The sequence below is a fragment of the Salinispora sp. CH2A1_6 genome (genome assembly GCF_056820975.1).
On record NZ_JBXEDG010000008.1, the window covers coordinates 129,973 to 150,294 of the forward strand.

The following is a 20,322-nucleotide window of genomic DNA, read 5'->3' on the forward strand; positions in this document are numbered from 1 at the left end:
AGATCCTTATGCTCGGCGGCACCCGTTTCGTGGGCCGTCACATCGTGGAGGAGTGTCTGCGGCGCGGAGACGACATCACTGTGCTCTACCGGGGCCGTTCACCATCGCCCTTCGCCGGGCTCGTGCGGCACGTGTTGACCGACCGGCGCGCACCGACAACCGAAGCCACCACGGTCCTCGCCGGACCGTGGGACGGGGTCATCGACACCAGTGCCGGGGACGTTGATGACCTGCGCCCCGTTCTGCCCCTGCTCGGCAACGTCAACCAGTACATCCTGCTCTCCACGTGCGGGGTGTACCGCAGAGCATCCGCCAGACACGGCCTGACCGAACGGGCACCGACGATCGCAGCTGACGCCTCCCACCCGGTACGTGCCTCCGCCACCCGCAAACTCCGCTGCGAGCGATACCTCCGACGTCGCCTCGACCGGATCAACGTAACCCTGCTCATCGCGCGCCTCGGCCTGGTCATCGGCCGATACGACGACAGCGCACGCCTCGCCTACTGGCTGGAGCACGCACTGCGCGGGGGCGATGTCCTGGTCCCGATGGATGACCGCCAGCCCGTCCAGCTTATCGATGCCAGCGATGTCGCCCGATTCCTGCGTGACGCCGTCAACCAGCAACTTGCCGGCGTCGTCAACGTCGCCGGCGCCCGAACCACCGCCCGCACCCTGGTCGACACGGTACTGACCCGCGCCAGCCGAGCTGTAACCCCTTTCCGGGTCGGCGAGGACTTCGCGCTCACCCACCGCCTACAGCCATGGACCGAGGTCCCCCTGTGGTTGCCCACCAGCAGCCCCGAACTGGCACTCATGTCGGTCAACAACAGCCGGGCCGCCAGTGCCGGCCTCACCCTCCGACCCCTGCCCGACAGCGTTACCGACGCGCTCGGCTGGCAGGCGTTGCGGCGCGGCTGGTCACAGCGTTGGCTCGATCATGCCCGTGAGCAGGACCTGATTCACCGGTGGCGGGGGTAACGGCATGCTGCCCTACACCCAATCCGCGCCGTTCCACTCGCAATGGGGCGAGGATCGCTGGCTCGCCGAGCACTATCACCTCCCGACGCACGGCGTCTTCGTCGACATCGGTGCCGGCGACGGTGCACGCGGCAGCAACAGCCTCTACTTCGAGCGCCGTGGCTGGCGTGGTCTCTGCGTGGACGCCGATCCCCGCAACCACCAACGACTCCGGCAGCGCTGCTGCGCCGTGGAAACCTGCGCCGTATCCACCACCCCCGGACTCTGGCCTTTCGGCATGTACGCCCACAAGCCCTCGTGGTCCGGTCTGCAACGGCGCGGCACCGACTACCAGGAGATCCTCGTCGCCTGCCGCCCCCTGGAGGATCTCCTCGACCAGTGGTGCATCGACCAGATCGACCTGCTCAGCATCGACGTCGAAGGCACCGAACTCGACGTCTGGGACTCCTTCGACCACACCCGGCACCGGCCCGCCCTCGTCATCGTCGAATTCGACGACAAACACCCCGACCGACACCGCCGCACCATCCACCGCCACCTCGGACCGGACACCTACAAGGTGGTCCACGAGACACCCGCGAATCTGATCCTGCACCGAGCGGACCGGCCATGGCGGCGACGCCGATGAGCAGGCGCGGTCTGCCGATCAACCGGCTACTCCCCTCCGGCAAGGTGCTCGTTGTCTGCGGTCGTGCCGACGACGCGGCAGCCTGGCAAGACCTGCTCGGCTCGACCCGATGCCTCGCCCTCGCTCTGGACGACGCGCCGCCCGCGGCCCGGCGCCGGCCCCTGCGCGGTGCCTCCGACCACCTCTCGTGGCAACACCACGCCATCAGCGGGCTCGACGGCTCCGGCTGGCTCGCCGGACCGGCCGACGCCTTCGACCCCGACAACACCGCGGCGCTCCTTCTCCCTGACCCACTCGATCCGCCGCGCTCCGGGGCCCGGCAGCGGATCGGCGCCAGACAACCCGCGTGGCAGTTCTTCGAGGACAAGACCGTGGTCGACGCACTCTGGGATGCCGCCGGGGTGCCCCGAGCGCAGTCAATCGTCGGCGATGGCACTGCTGACCTCGCCAGACTCGGGGCCATCGTCGATCAAGGCACTGGGGTCGTCTGCTCCTACCAGCCGATTGGTGCCGGACCGTCCGCTGGCGGCGATGGCATCTGGTGGTGGCGCGGCGGGCTACCACCAGAGACCATCCCCACCGTCGAGCCCGGCACCTGGCGCGTCCGGCTCATGCCCTTCCTCGAAGGGGTCCCGGTGCGCCTGCACGGGCTGGCCCTTACCACCAGGATCGTCCCCTTTCCACCCATGGAACTCGTGACTCTGCCCCGGCCAGCACGAGGCACTTTTCTCTGCGCTGGCGCTGTTCCCATCCTCGACGACACCGCTGAGTTCGCCGAACAGACCGATCGAATCGGAGCCAGTCTGCGCGAGCGCCTCGGCTACCGCGGTGGCTTCTCCGTTGACGGCATCCTCACGGTCAACGGGTTCATCCCCACCGACTTCAACGCCCGGCTCACCTCCGCCATGGAAGCCGCGCCCTCTGACCGTCGGGTCCTACTGCACGCCGTCAACCTGCTCGCACGAGCGGGAATTGAGCCCGACATCAGTGCGGTCGAGCGGCTGGCTGAGGAAACCTTCACCGCCGGGACCACCTGCACAATCTTCGGCGCTGCTACCCGCGCCAACGAACATGTCCCGCCGGAGACATCGATCCGCTGGGTTGGCGATCGACTGGTCGCCGACCCGCTGGGGGCTGACGGAACCCTCGTCATCTCCCCGTCCCCGCGCGGCTGGCTGCTGACCGCGACCCTGGTCAGCGACCAACTCCCGGCCGGTGGCAGGGTCGGGCCCTGGGCACCCGAGGTATTCCGGCTCAGCGACGAAGTCCTCGGCACCGACTTCGGCAACCTCGCGCCGCCATTCGACACGCAGCCCACCGCCGGCCTGCCCGCGACACCGGCACCCATCTTCAGCCCACGACGGAGCGTGCCGGTCAAGGGCACCGCTGGATTCGCCAGCGGAGCGGATCGACGACCAGGATGACCGGCGGATCGATCCGCCGGACACGAAAGGTCAACGCAGGCGGTCGAGGGCGGCTCGCAGGCGCGCAACGGTTCGCTCACGTCCGAGGATCTCGATCGACTCGAACAACGGCAGCCCGACAGTACGGCCGGTCACCGCGACCCGTACCGGTGCCTGCGCCTTGCCGAGCTTGAGTCCCCGTTCCGCACCGATCACCTCTAGCGTCGACTTGAGCACCTCGGCCCGCCACTCGCACGTCTCATACGCCTCGACCACGGCCGCAAGTAGCGCCGGGGCGTCGGCTTTCATGGCCTTCGCCCACGCTGCCTCGTCGGTGGTCGGCTCATCGAGGAACAGGAAATCGACCATCGGCACAATCTCGGAGAGCACCGCGATCCGGGTCTGCGCCAGTTCGGCGACAGCAGCGAACGCGTTGGCGTCGTATGCCTCCGGCCGCCACGGCGCATTCTCACCGGTCAGCCACGGCTGGCACGCCTCGACGAACGCCTCAACCGACAACGCGCGGATGTAGTCCCCGTTGAAGGCGCGGAGCTTCTTCACGTCGAAGAACGCCGGCGAGGGGTTGACGTCCTCCAGCCGGAACTCGGTCACGATGTCGTCCCAGGGCAGGATCTCCCGGTCACCGGACGGCGCCCACCCGAGCAACATCAAATAGTTTCGCATCGCCTCGGCGAGGTACCCCTCGGCGCGGAAGTCCTCCAGGGCGACCCGGTCGCGGCGCTTGGAGAGCTTCTGCCGCTTCTCATTCACCAGAATCGGCGCGTGTACCCACACCGGTGGTTCCGTCCCCAGCGCCTCCCAGAGCAGCTGCTGCTTCGGCGCGTTGGGCAAGTGCTCCTCAGCCCGGATTACGTGCGTGATCCCCATGACCATGTCGTCAACCACGTTCGCCAGTAAGAACACCGGAGAGCCGTCGCCGCGCGCGATCACGAAGTCCTCGATCAGCACGTTGTCAACGGTCGGCTTGCCCCGCACCAAGTCGACGATCACGGTCGAGCCTTCGTCCGGCGTACGGAAGCGCAGAGCGCGGCCTTCTCCGACGGTTTGGCCCCGACTGCGGCAAAAGCCGTCGTAGCCCAGGTATTCGCTCCCCGTACGCGCGTTGACCTGATCCCGGGTGCAGTCGCAGTAGTAAGCGCGCCCCGCGGCGATGAGCCGGTCGATGGCCTCCCGGTGGTGCTGGGTGTAGTCAGACTGGAACAGCGGGCCCTCGTACTCGCTCGGGCCAATCCCAAGCCACTCCATCGCATCGAGAATGCCCTGAACCCATTCCGGCCGGTTCCGCGCCGCGTCCGTGTCCTCGATCCGCAACACGATCGTTCCGCCCGACTGTCGGGCCAGCACCCAGTTGAACAGAGCGGACCGGGCATTGCCGACGTGGAACATACCCGTCGGGGAGGGCGCGAAGCGCACGCGGAGATCGGAACTAGCCACGGCTAGCAGGCTACCGAACCACCGACGGGCGAGCTGACTGATATCCGGGGGCGGAGCTTCCCGGAGGGGAACAACAGGTTGTCCTCGTCGTCGGGCCTCGGCGACGAGGTACGGGGCAGGTTCGTCAACGCCCGCCAGCTGGCCTCCGCATCCCGACCAACACGGCGGGCGCAACGCCGTCCCATCCACGAACACCGTCACCTTGGAGTAAACCATGTCCACGCATCGACCCTCATCGCCACCGCTACTGGCGGCTACCGCATCTTCGACGTCTCCCGCTGACAGCGGTGGGCTTGACCTCCCGTTGCGGGTCCTGCTGGGGCTCCCACTTGGCGTCCCGCTTCAACAGGACCCCCGAACGGACCCCCGGTTCGGCTCACAGCCCAGGTCAGGGCCGCTGTCAGCAGCGTCTGTCGTGCTGCGACAGACCCTCCGACTGGGTCTCTCCCCCCTCGGGCTGGTGGTGACGCATGCCTGACCCGTTGCTCCGAGTCCAGTCCCAGCTCACCGACCGTGATCTCGTCCTGCTCGGCTGGCTGGCCGACCACGGAGTGCTCACCTCCTTCCAGGTCGCCGAAGCCCTCTACCCGTCGGTCGACTACGCCCAGGAACGCCTGCGGGCGCTGACGCAGAAGTTGGGGGTAGTGGAACGGTTCCGGCCGCAGAAGCCCGACGGCGGCTCCTACCCCTACCACTACGTGCTGGCGCAACTCGGCGTCGAGGTCGTCGCCGCGCAGCGCGGCGACGACCTGCCGCGCAGAGACCAGGCCCGCAGAAGGCGGTGGCACCTGACGAGACGGGCGAACCTGCCGCACCTGCTCGGGGTCAACGGCTTCTTCACCGCTCTGGCCGGTCACGCCCGTACCCATCCCGGTAGCTCGTTGGTGCGCTGGTGGCCGGCGGGACGCTGCCAGCAGATGGGTGCCTTCGCCGAACCCGACCACGACGTCACCGTGCGCGTCTACCAGCCGAGGTCACAGCCGGACGGACACGGCATCTGGGTCGAAGGCGACCGCAGGGTGCCGTTCTTCCTGGAGTACGACCTCGGCACCGAACGGCCGCTGTCCCGCCTGGTCGACAAGATCGACGGCTACCGGGACCTCGCGCACGTCACCGGCCGCCTCTGGCCGGTGCTGTTCTGGCTGCACTCCCCAGCCCGCGAGCGGCACCTGCACCAGGAGTTCGCCGCGACCGGAACCATCTACCCGGCGGCCACCGCCGTGCACACCGAGGTCACCGGCATCAACCCGGCCGAAGCCGTGTGGTGGCCGCACCGCCACCACGGGGCGCCGATGCGCCTAGCCGACCTCCCCGCCGGTAGCGGCGCTGAACAGACCAGCTGACCCCCCGCTAAGCGCCGAACCACGCACGGCGGCCGGACACGCGCGCACAGGCGGGGCGACAAGGACCGCCCCGCCGCTGACCCGACCGCCCAGGCGCGGCGAGCGGTAGCTGTCCGCGCCGGCTCCCAACGATGGAGGGCGGAAGGTACCTCTGCGCTCGCGGTGACAGCAAGCATTCGAAACTGTCAGCGGCTCTCCAGGAGCCCGTGTGAGTTGTGGCGAGTCGCTGACAGTCCGAATCACTTCCCGGTGACAGCGCTCGGAGGTACCGTCCCCGCCTCCCGGACGCCAGATACAGCGACCCGCCACGAGTCGCCTCTTCCGCATCAATCAGATCAGTCGCGCGACTCCGCGTAAGAGAGGAAACCGCATGAACGAAGGACTCCGACCCCCGCAGCTTCACATGCTTTTCGGAGGACCGTGGCCACCCCGTCGTATGACGACGAAAACGCCGTCCGGAGCTATCCTGACGAACCGTATCCCGGCACCGCGAACAATAACGGCGGTGCGAAACACGTCCCCACCAACAATAAGGAAACGACGATTCCGATGCGTATCGCACGTGTCGACACCATTCCCATGACCGCCGAAGACCTCGATAACGCCGCCGAAGCCCTCGCCGTCCTCCTCAACCACTTCCGGCGTGAGCACCCCGACCTCGCCACTTGAACCTAGCCCAACGGCGGCCCACCCCGCGTGTGCCCGCCCACGGCTACCCCACACCCGATCTCAGCGAAGGACCCACCCCCATGCCAGGCAATCCCACCCCCACCAGCCCACCGAAGCGGCGTGGGCGACGCGCCCCCACCACCCCGCCGGAAGACTCGACCGGCCCGTGCCGGGTGTGCATCTACATCCGGCGCTCCACCGACGACGAACACCAGCCCTTCAGCCTGCTCGCCCAACGCACCGCCCTCAAAAAGTACGTCGACAACCACCCCGGCTGGGTCATCGTCTGCGAATTCGAAGACGACGCCTCCGGCGCCACCACCGAACGCCCCGGCCTCAAGAAAGCACTCGACGCGGCGAAAGCCGGCCTCTACGACGTCCTACTCGTCTACCGAGTCGACCGATTCAGCCGCAGCCTCGCCCACTTCGTCGACCTCGCCGCCACCCTCGACGCCGCCAACGTCCGCTTCTCCTCCGCCACCGAACCCGTCGACACAGGCGGTGCCATCGGCCGCATGATGCTGCAATTCCTCGCCGTGTTCGCCGAATTCGAACGCAACATGATCATTGACCGGGTGAAAAGCGGCATGACCGCAAAAGCCAGCAAAGGCCAATGGGCCGGCGGAACCCGCCCCTACGGCTACCTCGTCGATAAAGACACCCAACGCCTCGTCCCCCACCCCGACGAGGCACCCATCCTGCGAGACATCTTCCACCTCTACACCCGCGACCGACTCGGCACCCGCGCCATCGCCACCGACCTCAACGCCCGCGGCATCCCCAACCGCACCGGCAAACAATGGTCCGGACACACCATCAACCGGATCCTGGACAACCCCGCCTACACCGGGGACATCGCCTACCGCGACGTCTACGTCCCCGACGCCCACAAGCCACTCATCGACCGGGACACCTTCCGCCGCGCCCAGGACATCGCCAACGCACGAGGCGACATCCAAACCCAGCGGGCCAAGTCCGACTCGGACTACTACCTCACCGGCCTACTCACCTGCCCCCAATGCGGACAGCGCTACATCGGCACGTCCGCCAAAGGCCGGACCCGCCGCTACCGCTACTACACCTGCTTCACCCGCACCCGCTACGGCAAACACGCCACCTGCACCGCACCCCGACTCCCCCGCCGACGACCTCGACCACATGATCCTGCAGGCCCTACACGACTTCTACACCACCGCCGAACCCGTCCTCGCCGCCATGATCGAACGCGCCAACTCCCAGCACGACAGCACCACCGACGACCGATGCGCCGAACTCACCGCCATCGCCCGCCAGATCACCACCACCGAGAACGCGATCGACCGTTACCACACCGCGTTCGAGAACGGCACCATGGACGACGCCACCGCCGGACCGCGCATCCGGGAACTCCGCCACCGGCTGGCTCAACTCCAGGCCCGGCACACCGAACTCGACGCCGGCCTGACCTCGCAGCTCGAGCCCCCACCGCCCGGCACTGTCGCCCGCATCCGCGACCACCTCAGCACCATCATGACCAGCGGCAGCACCACAGAACGCAAAGCCGCCATCGAGACCCTCATCGCCGAAGTCCAACTCACCGACCAAGGAGTCGTACCCGTGTTCAAGATCCCCACAGACACGACAATGCCCCCGCCCGAAACGGACGAGGGCATCTCGAAAGAACCACCGGTTCGCACAATGGTGCGGTCGGTGGGCCGCCAGGGACTCGAACCCTGAACCTAAGGATTAAAAGTCCTCAGCTCTACCATTGAGCTAACGGCCCGCTGGGGCACCAGGTTACCCGATCGCCGGCTCCGCCCAGGGGCCGCCTGGGTGGCGCGGGTAGACGGCGTAGCTCCGGCTCGGGGTCGCGACGGCGGCGGTGGCGAAATCGACTCAGGTCCGCGCCGGAGTGGCGGCGGCGCCGCCGTCACCACCCGCTACGAGCAGCCGGAGGCCGAGGTCGGCTGTGTCGAGAGCGACGAGGTCGCGGTTCCGCTCGGCCCACCGCCCGGACGACAGGTCTTCGTGGAGCGACCGGACTGCCCGCTGCTCCGCCTGCGCTCCCACTCTGGTCCAGACCGACGTCGCCCGGCGTACGTGTTCGTCCAGGTACGCCTCGGGCCGGCGCCAGTAGGCCTCGAAGAAGCCGTCAGCGCAGTCCCACGGGACGAGCACCGGTTCGGCGCGTCCGCCGATCGCACGGGTCAGGTCGGCGAGGGACGGCCAGCCCACGAGCAGGTCCGCGAACTGGGGTAGGTAGTCGCGGGTGAGCCAGAACCGCTGCCCCAGCCGGTGTCCTCAGCGTCATAGGTGAACACCACCACCCGACGCGCGACCCGCCGCATCTCCCGCAGCCCGACGACCGGGTCCCGCCAGTGATGCACGGTGCTGACCGCCATCGCGGCGTCGAAGGACTGGTCCTCGAACGGCAGACTCTCCGCGGCGGCGGCCACGCACGGCGCCACGCCCGCGGGACGCTGCGCGCGCATGACCGCCGACGGTTCCACCGCCGTGACCTCACGGTCGTGCGGTTCGTAGGAGCCGGTGCCCGCCCCAACGTTCAGCACCGTACGGGCGTCTCCCAGCGCGTCCCAGATCCGGGCGGCAATCCGTGGCTCGGTGCGCCGCGTCGCTGGGTAGGCGGACCCGATCGCGTCGTACAGCTGCGCGCCGAACACTCTCAGCTGCTCCGCTGGTGTCGTCCTGATTCCCATCGCCCGTGCCTCCAACTCCCGGTCGATGGCCGTCACCATGGCGACGGCGCGGTCCCGCTGGTCCAGCAGCAACCCGCGCAGCCGACGCAGGTGCGCGACCGCGTCGGTGGTCGGATCGTTGACCAGGTCCGCGATCTCCCGCAGCCCGAAGCCAAGCCGCCGGTACGCGAGCACCTCCCGCAGCCGCTCCACGTCACCCGCCGAGTAGGCCCGGTGTCCGGCCACGGTCCGGGTGGACGGCCGTAGGAGGCCGATCTCGTCGTAGTGATGCAGCGTGCGAACGGTTACGCCGGCCAGCTCGGCCGCTTGCCCCACAGTCAGGTGATCCTCCACGGCGTCGACTATGGGACCTGCCGCTACGTGAGGCGCAAGCAGAAAGTGCTGAGCCACCCGCCGTGGTCTGGGCTGTCCGGTACCCGCGCCAGCCGCCCACCCCGGCCGGTCCCTACCTATCCTTTGGTCGAAGGGCGGCCTCGGAGCCAGGTTCCTTTCGGTCTCGATGCCAACTCGTCAGCAGCCGCGACGGCCTGGGCTGTCATAGCGGGAGGGGTCCTTGATGCCGGGTGTTCAGGTCAGCATTCTCGGCGGCGTCGAAGTGATCGGACCGCGCGGCCGGACCGAGTTGGTGGGTCGACGGCATCGTGCCCTGGTGGCCGCCCTGGCCCTGCGGCCCGGCGCGGTGCTGCCGCTGTGGCGGCTCGTTGAGGCGCTGTGGGGGGACTGTCCACCACGAACCGCCGTCCGGTCGTTGCACAGTCACGTGGCGCGGCTGCGCCTCGCGCTCGACGGGAGCGGGTTGGGCGGAATACTGCAGACCCGGGAGCCGGGCTACCTACTCGCCATCGACCCGACGGCGGTGGACGCGTACCGGTTCGAACAGCAGACCAGGGCGGCGCGGGACGGCGTGGCCGCCGGTATGGTCGGTTGGGCTGCCGACGCCATGGAACAGGCCTTGGAGTTGTGGCGTGGCGAGGCACTCGCCGACGCGGAACCGATCGGATGGACCGCGGCCGAGGCAGCGCGCCTGGCGGACCTGCGACTCGCCGCGCAGATGGACCGCTGCGAGGTACTGACCTGCCTCGGCAGAGCGGATGAGGCGCTCGGCGACATAGAGCGGCTGTTGGCCGCGGATCCGACCCGGGAACGGCTGGTGGGCCTGCGCATGCTCGCCCTGACGGGATCCGGGCGGCCGACCGAGGCACTGGACGCCTATCAGCGGCTACGCGTTCGGCTCGCGGAGGAACTCGGGGTAGATCCGTCGCCCGAACTGGCAGATCTGCACACCGCGCTGCTACGTGGTGCCGCGCCGGCTGACCTACGGGCGCCGGGTACCGTTCTTGGCCGGAACCCGGTCGCGGCGACGCCACTCCGACCAGCGCAGCTGCCGGCACCGGTGGGGTACTTCACCGGCCGCGGCACCGAGCTGGGTGAGCTGAGCAGTGTCATCGAAGCAGGCCACGATGACGTCCGGCCCGTGGTGCTGATCAGCGGCCAAGGCGGGATCGGCAAGACGTCGCTTGCGGTGCAGTGGGCCGGCAGCGTCGCCGACCGTTTTCCGGACGGTCAGCTCTTCGTCAATCTCCGTGGCCACGACCGGGCCGATGCGCTTGCCCCGGCTGAGGTGGTGGCAGTCCTGCTGAGGTGCCTCGGGATACCGGATGACCGGCTTCCCACCGGGCTGGCCGAGCGGGTCGCCCTGTACCGCACGGTCCTCGCCGACCAGCGCATGCTCGTCGTGCTCGACGACGTCGGTTCCACCGAGCAGGTGTTGCCGGTGATCCCGGGCAGCGCCGCGAGCCTGCTCGTGGTGACGAGCCGGAACAGCCTCGTCGCCCTGGTGACGCACACCCGGGTGCACACCATCCTCCCTGACCTGTTCAGCCAGGACGAGGCGACCGACCTGATGGCGAAGATGCTCGGCGCCGAGCGGGTAGGCCGAGAGCGCGACGCGGTGGCCGGGCTCGCCGAGCTGTGCGGTCGGCTTCCGCTCGCGTTACGGATCGCGGCGGCAAAGCTCGCGATGCGCCCGGCTCAGCCCATCGCGGTGCTCGTTGAGGAGTTGTCGGGCGACGACCGGTTGGCCCACCTGTCCGTCGAGAACGGCAGCCGCGACGTCAGTGTGGTGTTCGCCAGCGCGTACCAGTCGCTGTCGGTACCCGCGATGCGGCTGTTCCGGCTGCTCGGCCTGCATCCCGGGCCGCACCTCGGTGCACCCCTGGCCGCCGCGCTCTGCGGCCTGCCCGCCGGCGTGTGGCGACCCGCGTTGGCCGAACTCGTCGCGGCACATCTGGTTGCCGAGCCACGGCCCGGCCGGTACCAGTTCCACGATCTGGTCCGGCTCTTCGCACGGCGGTGTGCGCTGGCCGACGAGCCCGCGAGTATGCGCGCCGAGGTGGCCGAGAGGTTGCTCGACTGGTATCTCGTCGGCGCCGAAACGGCCACCCAGGTGCTCGACAGCAGTCTTGACCGGGTAACCGCGGTGCTGCGTCATCCGGCTCCGGAGCTCCCCTTTCCCGCCGCTCGCGCGCACGCGATCGCGTTTCTCGAGTCCGAACGCGAGAATCTACTGCCGGTCGTGCGGTACGCGGAGGAGCACGCCCAGCCTGCCGCGGCATGCCAGCTGACCTACCTGCTGACCAGCTACTTCGACGTGCACGGCGACTGGTCCGAGCGGGTGGAGATGTGCCAGCACGCGGTCCGGGCCTCCCGTCGGGTCGGCGATCCGGTCCTCGAGGCCGAGATGCATCGGGCACTTGGCGTGGCCTACCGCACGACGCACCAGCTCAGCCGGGCACTCGACAGCCACAACCAGGCGTTGGCGCTGTTGCGGCCGCTCGGGGACGAGAGCGGCTTGGCGTACGTCTACAACAACATCGGTGGGGCATTCGTCGAATTGCGTCGGTTCACCGCCGCGATCGAGGCGTACGAGACCGCGCTGCGGCTGCACGACCACTGCGGCAACCAGGCTGGCGCGGCGACCGCCCAGCGTAACCTCGGGTACGTCCATGTCCGGATGGGCCGTGCCGATCTCAGCTTCGCCCCACTGCACGCGGCGTTGGCCACCAGCCGATCCATCGGTCTGCACCGGCTCGAGGCGAGCACGTTGAACAGCCTCGGCGAGGCGTACCTACAGCAGACGCGACACGAGTCGGCGCTCGACTGCTTCCACGGAGCCTTTGCCGTGAGCCGCGAAGCCGACGACCGCCGCTACCAGATGGTTGCCCTGAGCGACCTCGGACGCACCTACCTGGCGCGCGGCGATCCGGCGTCGGCTGTGGAACATTTCGATCGGGCCCTGGCCATGAGTCGCAGACTGGGGCACCGGCACATCGAGGCGCGCACCCTCAACCAGCTCGGCGAGGCGCAGCTACGCCTGGCGAACCTCGACGAGGCCCACCGGTGCCTGACGGCAAGCGCCAGCCTTCGGCGGTCCGTACCCGACCTGTACGAGCAGGCACATGTGCACCGCAACCTCGGCGACCTCGCGGAGCTGACCGGCAGCCGAGGTGCCGCACAGCACCACTGGTCAACGGCTGTTCGGCTGTACCGCGAGGCGAACGCGACCGATGAGGCGGAGCAGCTCGCCGGCAAGCTGACCGGCGAAACCGACATCAGCGCCGTCCACGTTTCCCCACGATCATGTCAGTCATCGTCAACGATGCCCATGACTACCTGATCCTCGGTGATCTTCCCGTTCGAGGGTGCGTGGAGGTGGACGTAGAAGTACTCGTCCCGCTCCGTCACCTGGTCGTCGCGGACCGCTATGTTCAGCTCCGCCGCTGACGTCCCGGCCGGTATGGTGAGCACCCCGTTGGAGACTCCGGTGTAGTCCGATTCGGCCGTCGCACTACCATCTTGAGTGGCGAAGTGGATGGTCAGGTCGACCGGCGCCGGCTCCGATATGATCACGCTCAGCCGGCAGGCCACACACGATTCCAGGCAGTGCGGCTTGCCAAGGGGCATGATCGTGACATCGTCGTTGTGAATCGTGCCCAGGCCGACCGGGTCGGCAAGTGCCAGCCCGACCGGGTTGGACAGCGCTAGCGTGAACACCTCGTCCGGCTCGATCGCGTAGTCACCCACAAGGTCCACGACGACCGTGCGGTTGGTGGTGTCACCCGGCAGCCAGGACAACTCACCAGATACCGGCGTGTAGTCGAGTCCGGGCTCAGCCACTGGCATCGCACCGCCTGGGTCAACCCCCGTCGCATACTGGACGGTTCCCCCCGCGCAGCCCGCGGATGTCACGGTGAACGTCATCGTCTCCGCGAAGAACCCGCCCTCGAACTGGGTGGCGTCGCTTACGCCAATGCTGCGCGGCGCACAGATATCGTCCGCGACAGCCGGACCGACCGCTACGGCGGCCACCGCCAGCACCAGCATTGCGCTGACCGCCACCAGCCGTGTCATGCCCTTCATAGTCCACCTCCTTGGCGCCCGATCGGCGCTGGTCGAACGGGTCACCTCCAGGATTAGCCCCTGCCTGTTGTGGCGCGGTTGTGGCGCCGTCTGGCTTCCGCGGCGGGCCGTCGCAGGGACCGGGCAGACCACCACACACAACAGCGCCACAACCCCGGTGCAACAGCGGTGCCGTTGATTGGGGGCATCGAGAGTCAGGCCCGGAACGACACGGTCCAGCGGACCGTGCCAGGGAAGGAGAACTCATGCTCAGGCGACAAACGAGGGTGCGTGCGATCACCGCGATGCTGGGGCTTGTCGGCGCCACGTTCGCATCACTGGCGGTGTCTCCCAGCACCGCACAGGCACGGTGCGACGGCGTGAACACCAGCATCACCAGCACCCTAAACATCGGCACCGCTGTCGCCGTCCGCGAGACCCCGGTCGCCGGCACCTGCAATGACAACAACTACTACCAGGGCACCTTCAGGAGCAGCTATGCCGGCTGGCGGGCATCCGTCTGGTTCGAGCGAGACGGGTGGCAGAGCCGCTTCGGCCCATACGGTACGGCCATTCAGGCCTACTCCTACTCCGACACCAGCACCCCGCTTCCAGGAGTCACCGCCATGCACCTCTGCCTCGACAACGGAGTGACCTGGTACTGCGGCTGGGGAAACAACTACACCATCGCCGCCGGCGTCACCCACAACTTCACCGGAATCAATCACGGCTTCTGATCTCACCCCGGGCTCCCGGGATGCCGCTGACCGGCATCCCGGGAGTCGACGCGCGCGCCTTGGTCACCCCTCCCCTCACTGAGACAGCCGATGATAACTGTCGAGGGGCTGTCTCGCTAGCGGTGTTTCCGGCGATCTTGGTTAGTAGGTTTCAGCGGCTGGGAAGCGGTCGCTGAAGGTGATGGCGAAGGCGTTCAACGCGGGTTTCCAGCGCATCGTCCATCGGGTTCTGCCTGCTCCGGTGGGGTCCAGGGAGCGAGTCACCAGGTACAGACACTTCAACGCGGCCTGCTCGTTGGGGAAGTGGCCGCGGGCCTTGACCGCCCGCCGGTAGCGGGCGTTGAGCGACTCGATCGCGTTGGTCGAGCAGATGACCTTGCGGATCTCCAGGTCGTAGTCGAGGAACGGGATGAACTCCGCCCAGGCGTTGTCCCACAAGCGGATCACCGCCGGATACCGGCCGCGCCACTTGTCGGCCAGGTCGTCGAACGCCGCTCGGGCGGCGTCGGCGTTGACGGCGGTGTAGATCGGCTTGATGTCGCGTTTGATCTCGTCCCAGTACTTGCGGGAGGTGAGCCGGAAGGTGTTGCGGATCAGATGGATCACGCAGGTCTGCACCACCGTGCGGGGCCACACGTTCGTCACGACCTCGGGCAGGCCCTTCAACCCGTCGCAGACGAGGAAGAACACGTCCTTGACGCCGCGGTTGCGTAGGTCGGTGAGCACGCTCATCCAGAACTTCGCGCCCTCACCACCTGCGCCGGCCCACAGACCGAGGATGTCCTTGTCGCCGTCGAGGGTGACGCCGATCGCGGCATAGAACGGCCGGTTGGCGACCTGCCCGTCACGGACCTTGACCACGATGGCGTCGATGAACACCGCGGCGTACATCTCGTCCAGGGGCCGGTGCGACCAATCCGCCATCTCCTCGAGCACCTTGTCGGTGATCCGGGAGATCGTCTCCTTCGACACCGAAGCCCCGTAAATCTCGGCGAAGTGCGCGCTGATCTCCCCGGTCGTGAGGCCTTTGGCATACAGCGACAACACGACCTCGTCGACCCCCGACAAGCGCCGCTGCCGCTTACGGACGATCTGCGGCTCGAACGTGCCCGCCCGGTCCCGCGGCACATCGATCTGCACCGGGCCGTTGCCGTCGGTCAACACCGTCTTCGACCGAGTGCCGTTACGGATGTTGCCCGACCCGACACCGGCCTGGTCGTGCTTTTCGTAGCCGAGGTGCTCGGTCATCTCCTCGTTCAGTGCGGTCTCCAGGACCGTCTTGGTCAGCTGCTTGAGCAGCCCGTCCGGGCCCGTCAACGACAGCCCTTGTTCCTTGGCGGCTCGGACCAACTCGACGGCGGCTTTCGCCTCCGCGGTCGACTCGGGCCGCTTCTTACGTCCGGTCTGATCGTTCAGTGTCGCGGTCATCACGGCACCCTCCTCACCAGGCACAACGCCTGGCAGGTCAGGCCGGAAACACCGTTAGATCCACACTCCCACTGTCGATGGAGGCCGTTGCTGAGGGCAACGTGGGGGCTGACTCGGAGTGGCCACTTTGGGTAGGGTCTGCGCGAGTAGCCGTGGTCGGTGAGCTGGGGGCGTGCGTTGGAGTCGGTGGCGTCAGCGTTCGGTCGAGCGGTGGCGGCGCACCGGGATGCCGTCTCTCACATTGAGGCTGCTCGGGCCAGGTTGCGCAACCGCACCGCGGAAGCTGGCGCTTCGGCGCAGGCCCGCGAGGAAGCACAACGTCTCACCGCCCGGATGCAGCGGCTCGCCGAGGGGCTGACGCCCGGTTGGCTGGGTTGCCGCCTGGACGGTTCGGCGGCGGATCTTCCCACCGGCGTGGATGCGGCGCTGGGGCGTCCGATGCCTGTTCGCCTGGGCGACACGACGCCGGTGGCGGGAAGCGGGTTCAGCGTCGTGGCGCCGTTCCTGGGCGCCGGCCACCTATCGGTCGACAGTGACGCCCGTGATCCGACGGTGGCGCGCTGGCTGCGCGGCATACTGCTGCGGGTGTTGGCGGCGTTGCCGGACGGCGTGCTTCAGGTCGCGGCGGTGGATGGGGCGACCCTCGGGACCGTCTTCGGTCCGTTCCGCGAGATGGTGGAGGCGGAGGCGTGGCCGCGGCCGGCGATCGACCTGCCGGGTTTCCAGCAGGTGCTGGCCGAGGCGGAGAAGCGGATCGAGCGCGCCCAGGGTGGCGAGTCGGACCCTTCGGTGCTGCTGGTGTGCGTGGCGGCGATGCCGGAGGGCGCCGGGCGTAGGGAGTGGTCCCGGTTGTCGGCGATCGCGCACGCGGGCCCGGCGACCGGAGTGTTCCTGCTGCTCGCCGGCTACCCACCACCGCAGCATCCGGGCGGGCTGAACACGGCGCCGCACCTGGAGGGCACCACCGCGCTGACGGCGTCCAGCGGTGGGGTGTTCACAGTCTCCGACCCGCCGGGGCAACACCGGTTCAGCTCGGACGACTCGGGGTTGGCGGTACCGGTAAGACTGGACGCCGGCCCGCCGGACACGCTGGTGGAGGCGGTCTGCCGCCGGTTGGCGAAGTCGGCTCGGGTGCAGACGGCGACGGACTTCACGATGCTGATGCCGGAGGAGATCTGGCAGCAGTCGTCGATCGACGGCCTGCGGACGGTGGTGGGCCGGGAGGGGCGTACCGAGTGTGTGCTGGCGTTGGACGACGCGACGCCGCACTGGCTGGTGGGGGGGCGCACCGGGTCGGGGAAGACGGTGTTTCTCCTCAACGTGCTCTACGGCCTGGCCTCGCGCTACTCGCCGGACGAGTTGTCGCTCTACCTGCTGGACTTCAAGGAGGGCGTGTCGTTCGCGGAGTTCACCCCGACGATGGTGGACCCGTCGTGGATTCCGCACGCCCACACGGTCGGCATCGAGTCCGACCGGGAGTACGGGTTGGCGGTGCTGCGGACGCTGTCGCGGGAGATGACCCGCCGGGCGACGGAGCTGAAGCGGGCCGGCGTGACCAAGCTGGCCGACCTGCGGACCGGTCGGCCGGACGTGGCGATGCCCCGGCTGCTGGCCGTGATCGACGAGTTCCATGTGCTCTTCGAGGGCAACGACTCGGTGGCCCAACAGGCGGTGGCGCTCCTTGAGGAGCTGGCGCGCAAGGGCCGCTCGTACGGCGTCCACCTGATCCTGGCGTCACAGACGATCTCCGGGGTGGAGGCGCTCTTCACCAAGACCGACTCTATTTTCGGCCAGTTTCCGCTGCGGGTCGCCCTCGCCGGTGGCGGCGGTGTCCTCGACCAGCTCAACGATGGTGCGGACAACCTGCCCCTCGGCGGAGCGGTGATCAACTCGGCGGCCGGGATTCCGGGGACGAACCGGGTCATCCGCTTCCCGAACGCCGACGCCGGGTCGGTGGCCACCCAGCGGCACCTGCTGTGGAGTGCCCGCCGACCGGGTAGCGCCCCGCCGACGGTCTTCGCCGGCTACGCCGAGCAACATCCGGACGAGGATCCCACCTTCGTCGCCCTGACGCCCGGCGTCCGGCGGCGCCAAGCCCTGGTCGGCCGGACCGTGGCCGTCGGCCTGCCCACCGCAGGTTTCACCCTCGACGCGACCCCGGGTAGCCACCTGGCGGTCCTGGGCACCTCCCCGGTCGGGGCCGACGTGCTCTACGCGGCCACGGCCAGTTTGGCCCGCCAGTACGCGCCGGGCACGGCCCGGTTCCTCATCGCGCCGCTGGTCGCCGCCGCCGACGACGCCTCCGACGCCGCCGTCGAGGCGGTCGCCGCCGCCGGGCACCCGTACGAGACGCTCAGCGCGGCCCAGCTTCGGGCGCAGCTGGCAGAGCTCGCCCAGCCGACCGGCTCCGACGGCGGGCCGACAACGCACCTGGTGATTTTCGGTGCGGATGTCGCCAGCAGTCTGCTGACCACCAGCGACCCCACCACCTACCGCTCGGGGCACGACGAGCTGCGGGATGTGTTGGCCAACGGGCCCACCCACGGTGTCCACCTGCTTGGCTGGTGGCGCTCGGTGAGCCGGTTCAGCAGCGACCTCGGACCCACCGGCGGCAACGAGGTCGCCTGCCTCGTCGCCCTCAACCTGCCCAGCAACGAGGTCAGCTCCCTGCTCGGCGACTACGCGTCGGAGTGGCAGTCCCGCCCCAACCGTGCACTGCTGGTCGACCGGCACGACAACCGCCGCGCCCTCATCGTCCCCTACGTGCGCCCCGGCACCCTCGACCAGATCGATGAGTACGCATGACTGAGCAACCGGACACTCCACTGCCCCGTGATGGCGGCTGGGCCGCCTACACGGATCACGCCCGCCGCCTCTCCGCCCTACTCAAGGAGGAACGCTCCCGTAGCGAGCAGCAGGCCGCCGCCAGTCGTGACGGGCAGGCCGCGGTGGATCAGCTCACCCACCGGGTGGCGGCGCAACGGCAGCACCTGCACCACCTCGCCGCCACCCTGCGCCTACCCGCCCCACAGTTCGACCGGGTCGCGCCCGGCCCCATACCGGACCCGGCCGAGGCGCTGCGGCGGGCCACAACCGCCGCCAACGCCGCCGATGCCGCCGCCGAGAACGCCCACCGACGAGCGGCCCAGCCGCCGTTGTTGCCGGCGTTCACCCCGCTGGCGCGCAATGCCCTCGTCTACTCCATCGCGGCCATAGTCGGCACGTTCGCATCGCTGCTGATGTTTGCCCTCAGCCCCGACAAGGACCTTGGTCGCATCCCGTTGCACCTCGCGCCCTGGTCCCTGTGTGGACTGCCCGCGCTCGCCTTCTTCGCCGGCTATCTCACGATCAGTCTCGTCGGGCAGCCCCGCCTCGGGGGTGGTGGCACCCGGTCCAGAAGAGTCGGCGGCGTGATCTGTTTTGTCGGCATGCCGATCTTGTGGTTCATCTTCATCGCCGCGACCCGCGGCTGACACCAGGCGCACCTGCGACCGACGGCAGGGCGTTGGACCTCACAACCCAGGGAGGAAAGTCAATGGCCACCATCGGAGACATCAAGGCGGGCCTGGCCCACGGCAAGACTGAAGCGGACAAGGCCCTCGCCCAACTCGCTGGCGTCAACGCCCAGGTCGACAAGGCCATCGCCGTACTCCAAGCCCTCGCGGCCGGCACCCAGCAGCCCGCTGTCATGGGCGCCATCGGCAAACTCACCGCCGCCAAACAGAAGTTCGGTGAGGGCGCCGGCCTGATCCAGGCCGCCGTCGCGCAGACCGAGAAGTACAACGCCGTCCTCTGACACCGATCCCCCGGAAGGTCCCCCGATGCCCACCGTCATCGTCCCCGTCGGCCTCAACCTCGGCCCCTCCTACCGGTACGTCACCCCACCCGACCCCAACCCGGAGTACTGGGAGGTTCGGCTCGGCAACGAATCCGAGGAACTCACCGATGACGAATTCCAGGTATGGGGGCGCGCCTTCCTCGACCCCGAGCGCCACGCCCGCCTGGAAGTCACCCGCGAAACGCTCCAACGCGACCTCCTCGCCGCGGGCGCTGGCCTCGCCAACCCAGGACCGATCATTGACCAGCTCCTCGACCGGGGCCTACTGATTGAGTTCGATCCGAACGGTGACCTGGAGAAGCCATTCCGGCGCATCAAGCTCCACCCACTCGCCGAAGGGATGGGCAACACCCCCGAAGAACCAGACCGCCGCCACATCGGCCACAACGGTCAAGCACACGTCAAGGTCAACTCGACCATCTATGGTATGTGGGCCTACTCATCAAGCGTGGGATCGCTCTGGGACGCGTGTATCGACTTTGAATCAGGCGCCAAGGAACAACGTACGGCTGGCGAGGATATAGCGGAGACCACCGCAGCCGAGGTTGCAGGCGAAACCGCTGGGATCTTACCGATGCTGATCGCGTCCGGCTGCGCATTCCTTGACCAGGTTCGGTAGCGTCGATGGCGTGGACGAGAGGGCGCTACCAGCGAAGGCGCACCAACGACCTGGGTAGGCCTGGAGCACGACAAAAGGCTACAGGCGCGCTGACCGCTGTTGCGGGCGCTATCCGTGACACCGCCATC

General features: G+C 68.5%; 14 protein-coding genes, 1 tRNA gene and 2 pseudogenes. 12 read left to right on the forward strand and 5 right to left on the reverse strand.

What is annotated here, in order from left to right; all coding sequences use genetic code 11:
* Positions 1-8 precede the first annotated feature (8 nt).
* The 3 genes from AC1UKG_RS13325 to AC1UKG_RS13335 are packed head-to-tail and all read left to right on the forward strand — an operon-like array spanning position 9 to position 3,032.
* On the forward strand, positions 9-980 hold the full coding sequence (locus tag AC1UKG_RS13325; RefSeq protein ID WP_482641922.1) for an NAD-dependent epimerase/dehydratase family protein: 972 nt from the start codon (positions 9-11) through the stop codon (positions 978-980).
* A gap of 4 nt (positions 981-984) precedes the next feature.
* Entirely contained in the window at positions 985-1,608 is a 624-nt protein-coding gene (locus tag AC1UKG_RS13330; protein ID WP_025619730.1) for an FkbM family methyltransferase, read from the forward strand.
* Complete coding sequence (locus AC1UKG_RS13335; protein ID WP_482641797.1) at positions 1,605-3,032, forward strand: hypothetical protein; 1,428 nt, start codon at positions 1,605-1,607, stop codon at positions 3,030-3,032. Before AC1UKG_RS13330 ends, AC1UKG_RS13335 begins: the two co-directional genes overlap by 4 nt.
* A gap of 30 nt (positions 3,033-3,062) precedes the next feature.
* Here the strand turns inward: AC1UKG_RS13335 and gltX are convergent, their stop codons facing one another.
* On the reverse strand, positions 3,063-4,466 hold the full coding sequence (gene gltX / locus AC1UKG_RS13340) for a glutamate--tRNA ligase (protein WP_482641798.1): 1,404 nt from the start codon (positions 4,464-4,466) through the stop codon (positions 3,063-3,065).
* A 470-nt stretch (positions 4,467-4,936) separates the two neighbouring features.
* On the opposite strand from gltX, the gene AC1UKG_RS13345 reads away from it, so the two are divergent.
* The 3 genes and pseudogenes from AC1UKG_RS13345 to AC1UKG_RS13355 all read left to right on the forward strand — a co-directional run bounded on the left by AC1UKG_RS13345 (position 4,937) and on the right by AC1UKG_RS13355 (position 8,194).
* Positions 4,937-5,809 carry a replication-relaxation family protein gene (locus AC1UKG_RS13345; protein WP_482641799.1) on the forward strand — a complete coding sequence of 291 codons (873 nt, stop codon included), beginning with the start codon at positions 4,937-4,939 and terminating at the stop codon, positions 5,807-5,809.
* Positions 5,810-6,558: 749 nt separating this feature from the next.
* Positions 6,559-7,560 (forward strand): annotated as a pseudogene (locus tag AC1UKG_RS13350) (recombinase family protein); the annotation flags it as partial.
* Positions 7,561-7,636: 76 nt separating this feature from the next.
* Positions 7,637-8,194 (forward strand): hypothetical protein, encoded by a 558-nt coding sequence (locus tag AC1UKG_RS13355; protein ID WP_482641800.1) that lies wholly within the window; start codon positions 7,637-7,639, stop codon positions 8,192-8,194.
* Here the strand turns inward: AC1UKG_RS13355 and AC1UKG_RS13360 are convergent.
* Positions 8,169-8,240: transfer RNA gene (locus tag AC1UKG_RS13360), tRNA-Lys, on the reverse strand. The genes AC1UKG_RS13355 and AC1UKG_RS13360 overlap by 26 nt on opposite strands.
* A gap of 113 nt (positions 8,241-8,353) precedes the next feature.
* Positions 8,354-9,507 (reverse strand): annotated as a pseudogene (locus tag AC1UKG_RS13365) (MerR family transcriptional regulator).
* A 223-nt stretch (positions 9,508-9,730) separates the two neighbouring features.
* Here AC1UKG_RS13365 and AC1UKG_RS13370 point away from each other — a divergent pair.
* Complete coding sequence (locus AC1UKG_RS13370) at positions 9,731-12,850, forward strand: AfsR/SARP family transcriptional regulator (protein ID WP_482641801.1); 3,120 nt, start codon at positions 9,731-9,733, stop codon at positions 12,848-12,850.
* Here the strand turns inward: AC1UKG_RS13370 and AC1UKG_RS13375 are convergent.
* Positions 12,817-13,584 carry a Calx-beta domain-containing protein gene (locus tag AC1UKG_RS13375; RefSeq protein WP_482641923.1) on the reverse strand — a complete coding sequence of 256 codons (768 nt, stop codon included), beginning with the start codon at positions 13,582-13,584 and terminating at the stop codon, positions 12,817-12,819. The genes AC1UKG_RS13370 and AC1UKG_RS13375 overlap by 34 nt on opposite strands.
* Positions 13,585-13,838: 254 nt before the next feature.
* Here AC1UKG_RS13375 and AC1UKG_RS13380 point away from each other — a divergent pair, with 254 nt between their 5' ends.
* Positions 13,839-14,309 carry a hypothetical protein gene (locus tag AC1UKG_RS13380; RefSeq protein ID WP_482641802.1) on the forward strand — a complete coding sequence of 157 codons (471 nt, stop codon included), beginning with the start codon at positions 13,839-13,841 and terminating at the stop codon, positions 14,307-14,309.
* Positions 14,310-14,450: 141 nt separating this feature from the next.
* On the opposite strand, the gene AC1UKG_RS13385 is transcribed toward AC1UKG_RS13380, so the two are convergent.
* On the reverse strand, positions 14,451-15,737 hold the full coding sequence (locus AC1UKG_RS13385) for an IS256 family transposase (protein WP_482641803.1): 1,287 nt from the start codon (positions 15,735-15,737) through the stop codon (positions 14,451-14,453).
* 333 nt (positions 15,738-16,070) lie between these two features.
* Between AC1UKG_RS13385 and AC1UKG_RS13390 the strand changes: the two genes are divergently transcribed.
* The 4 genes from AC1UKG_RS13390 to AC1UKG_RS13405 all read left to right on the forward strand — a co-directional run bounded on the left by AC1UKG_RS13390 (position 16,071) and on the right by AC1UKG_RS13405 (position 20,194).
* Positions 16,071-18,542, forward strand: a complete 2,472-nt coding sequence (locus AC1UKG_RS13390) for an FtsK/SpoIIIE domain-containing protein (protein ID WP_482641924.1) — start codon at positions 16,071-16,073, stop codon at positions 18,540-18,542.
* Positions 18,539-19,210, forward strand: coding sequence for a hypothetical protein (locus AC1UKG_RS13395; RefSeq protein WP_018742125.1), 672 nt, complete (start codon positions 18,539-18,541; stop codon positions 19,208-19,210). Before AC1UKG_RS13390 ends, AC1UKG_RS13395 begins: the two co-directional genes overlap by 4 nt.
* Positions 19,211-19,272: 62 nt before the next feature.
* A complete protein-coding gene (locus tag AC1UKG_RS13400) occupies positions 19,273-19,533 on the forward strand; it encodes a hypothetical protein (RefSeq protein WP_018218703.1) in 261 nt (86 codons plus the stop codon).
* A 25-nt stretch (positions 19,534-19,558) separates the two neighbouring features.
* The gene (locus AC1UKG_RS13405; protein ID WP_018815001.1) at positions 19,559-20,194 is read left to right on the forward strand and encodes a hypothetical protein; all 636 of its coding nucleotides are present in this window, start codon (positions 19,559-19,561) and stop codon (positions 20,192-20,194) included.
* Positions 20,195-20,322 lie beyond the last annotated feature (128 nt).

Excerpts from the sequence above, each read along its gene's own strand:
- AC1UKG_RS13325 (WP_482641922.1), top strand. The coding sequence starts at position 9 with ATGCTCGGCGGCACCCGTTTCGTGGGCCGTCACATCGTGGAGGAGTGT.
- AC1UKG_RS13330 (WP_025619730.1), top strand. The coding sequence starts at position 985 with ATGCTGCCCTACACCCAATCCGCGCCGTTCCACTCGCAATGGGGCGAG.
- AC1UKG_RS13335 (WP_482641797.1), top strand. The coding sequence starts at position 1,605 with ATGAGCAGGCGCGGTCTGCCGATCAACCGGCTACTCCCCTCCGGCAAG.
- AC1UKG_RS13345 (WP_482641799.1), top strand. The coding sequence starts at position 4,937 with ATGCCTGACCCGTTGCTCCGAGTCCAGTCCCAGCTCACCGACCGTGAT.
- AC1UKG_RS13355 (WP_482641800.1), top strand. The coding sequence starts at position 7,637 with ATGATCCTGCAGGCCCTACACGACTTCTACACCACCGCCGAACCCGTC.
- AC1UKG_RS13370 (WP_482641801.1), top strand. The coding sequence starts at position 9,731 with ATGCCGGGTGTTCAGGTCAGCATTCTCGGCGGCGTCGAAGTGATCGGA.
- AC1UKG_RS13375 (WP_482641923.1), bottom strand. The coding sequence starts at position 13,584 with ATGACACGGCTGGTGGCGGTCAGCGCAATGCTGGTGCTGGCGGTGGCC.
- AC1UKG_RS13380 (WP_482641802.1), top strand. The coding sequence starts at position 13,839 with ATGCTCAGGCGACAAACGAGGGTGCGTGCGATCACCGCGATGCTGGGG.
- AC1UKG_RS13385 (WP_482641803.1), bottom strand. The coding sequence starts at position 15,737 with ATGACCGCGACACTGAACGATCAGACCGGACGTAAGAAGCGGCCCGAG.
- AC1UKG_RS13390 (WP_482641924.1), top strand. The coding sequence starts at position 16,071 with ATGCAGCGGCTCGCCGAGGGGCTGACGCCCGGTTGGCTGGGTTGCCGC.
- AC1UKG_RS13395 (WP_018742125.1), top strand. The coding sequence starts at position 18,539 with ATGACTGAGCAACCGGACACTCCACTGCCCCGTGATGGCGGCTGGGCC.
- AC1UKG_RS13400 (WP_018218703.1), top strand. The coding sequence starts at position 19,273 with ATGGCCACCATCGGAGACATCAAGGCGGGCCTGGCCCACGGCAAGACT.
- AC1UKG_RS13405 (WP_018815001.1), top strand. The coding sequence starts at position 19,559 with ATGCCCACCGTCATCGTCCCCGTCGGCCTCAACCTCGGCCCCTCCTAC.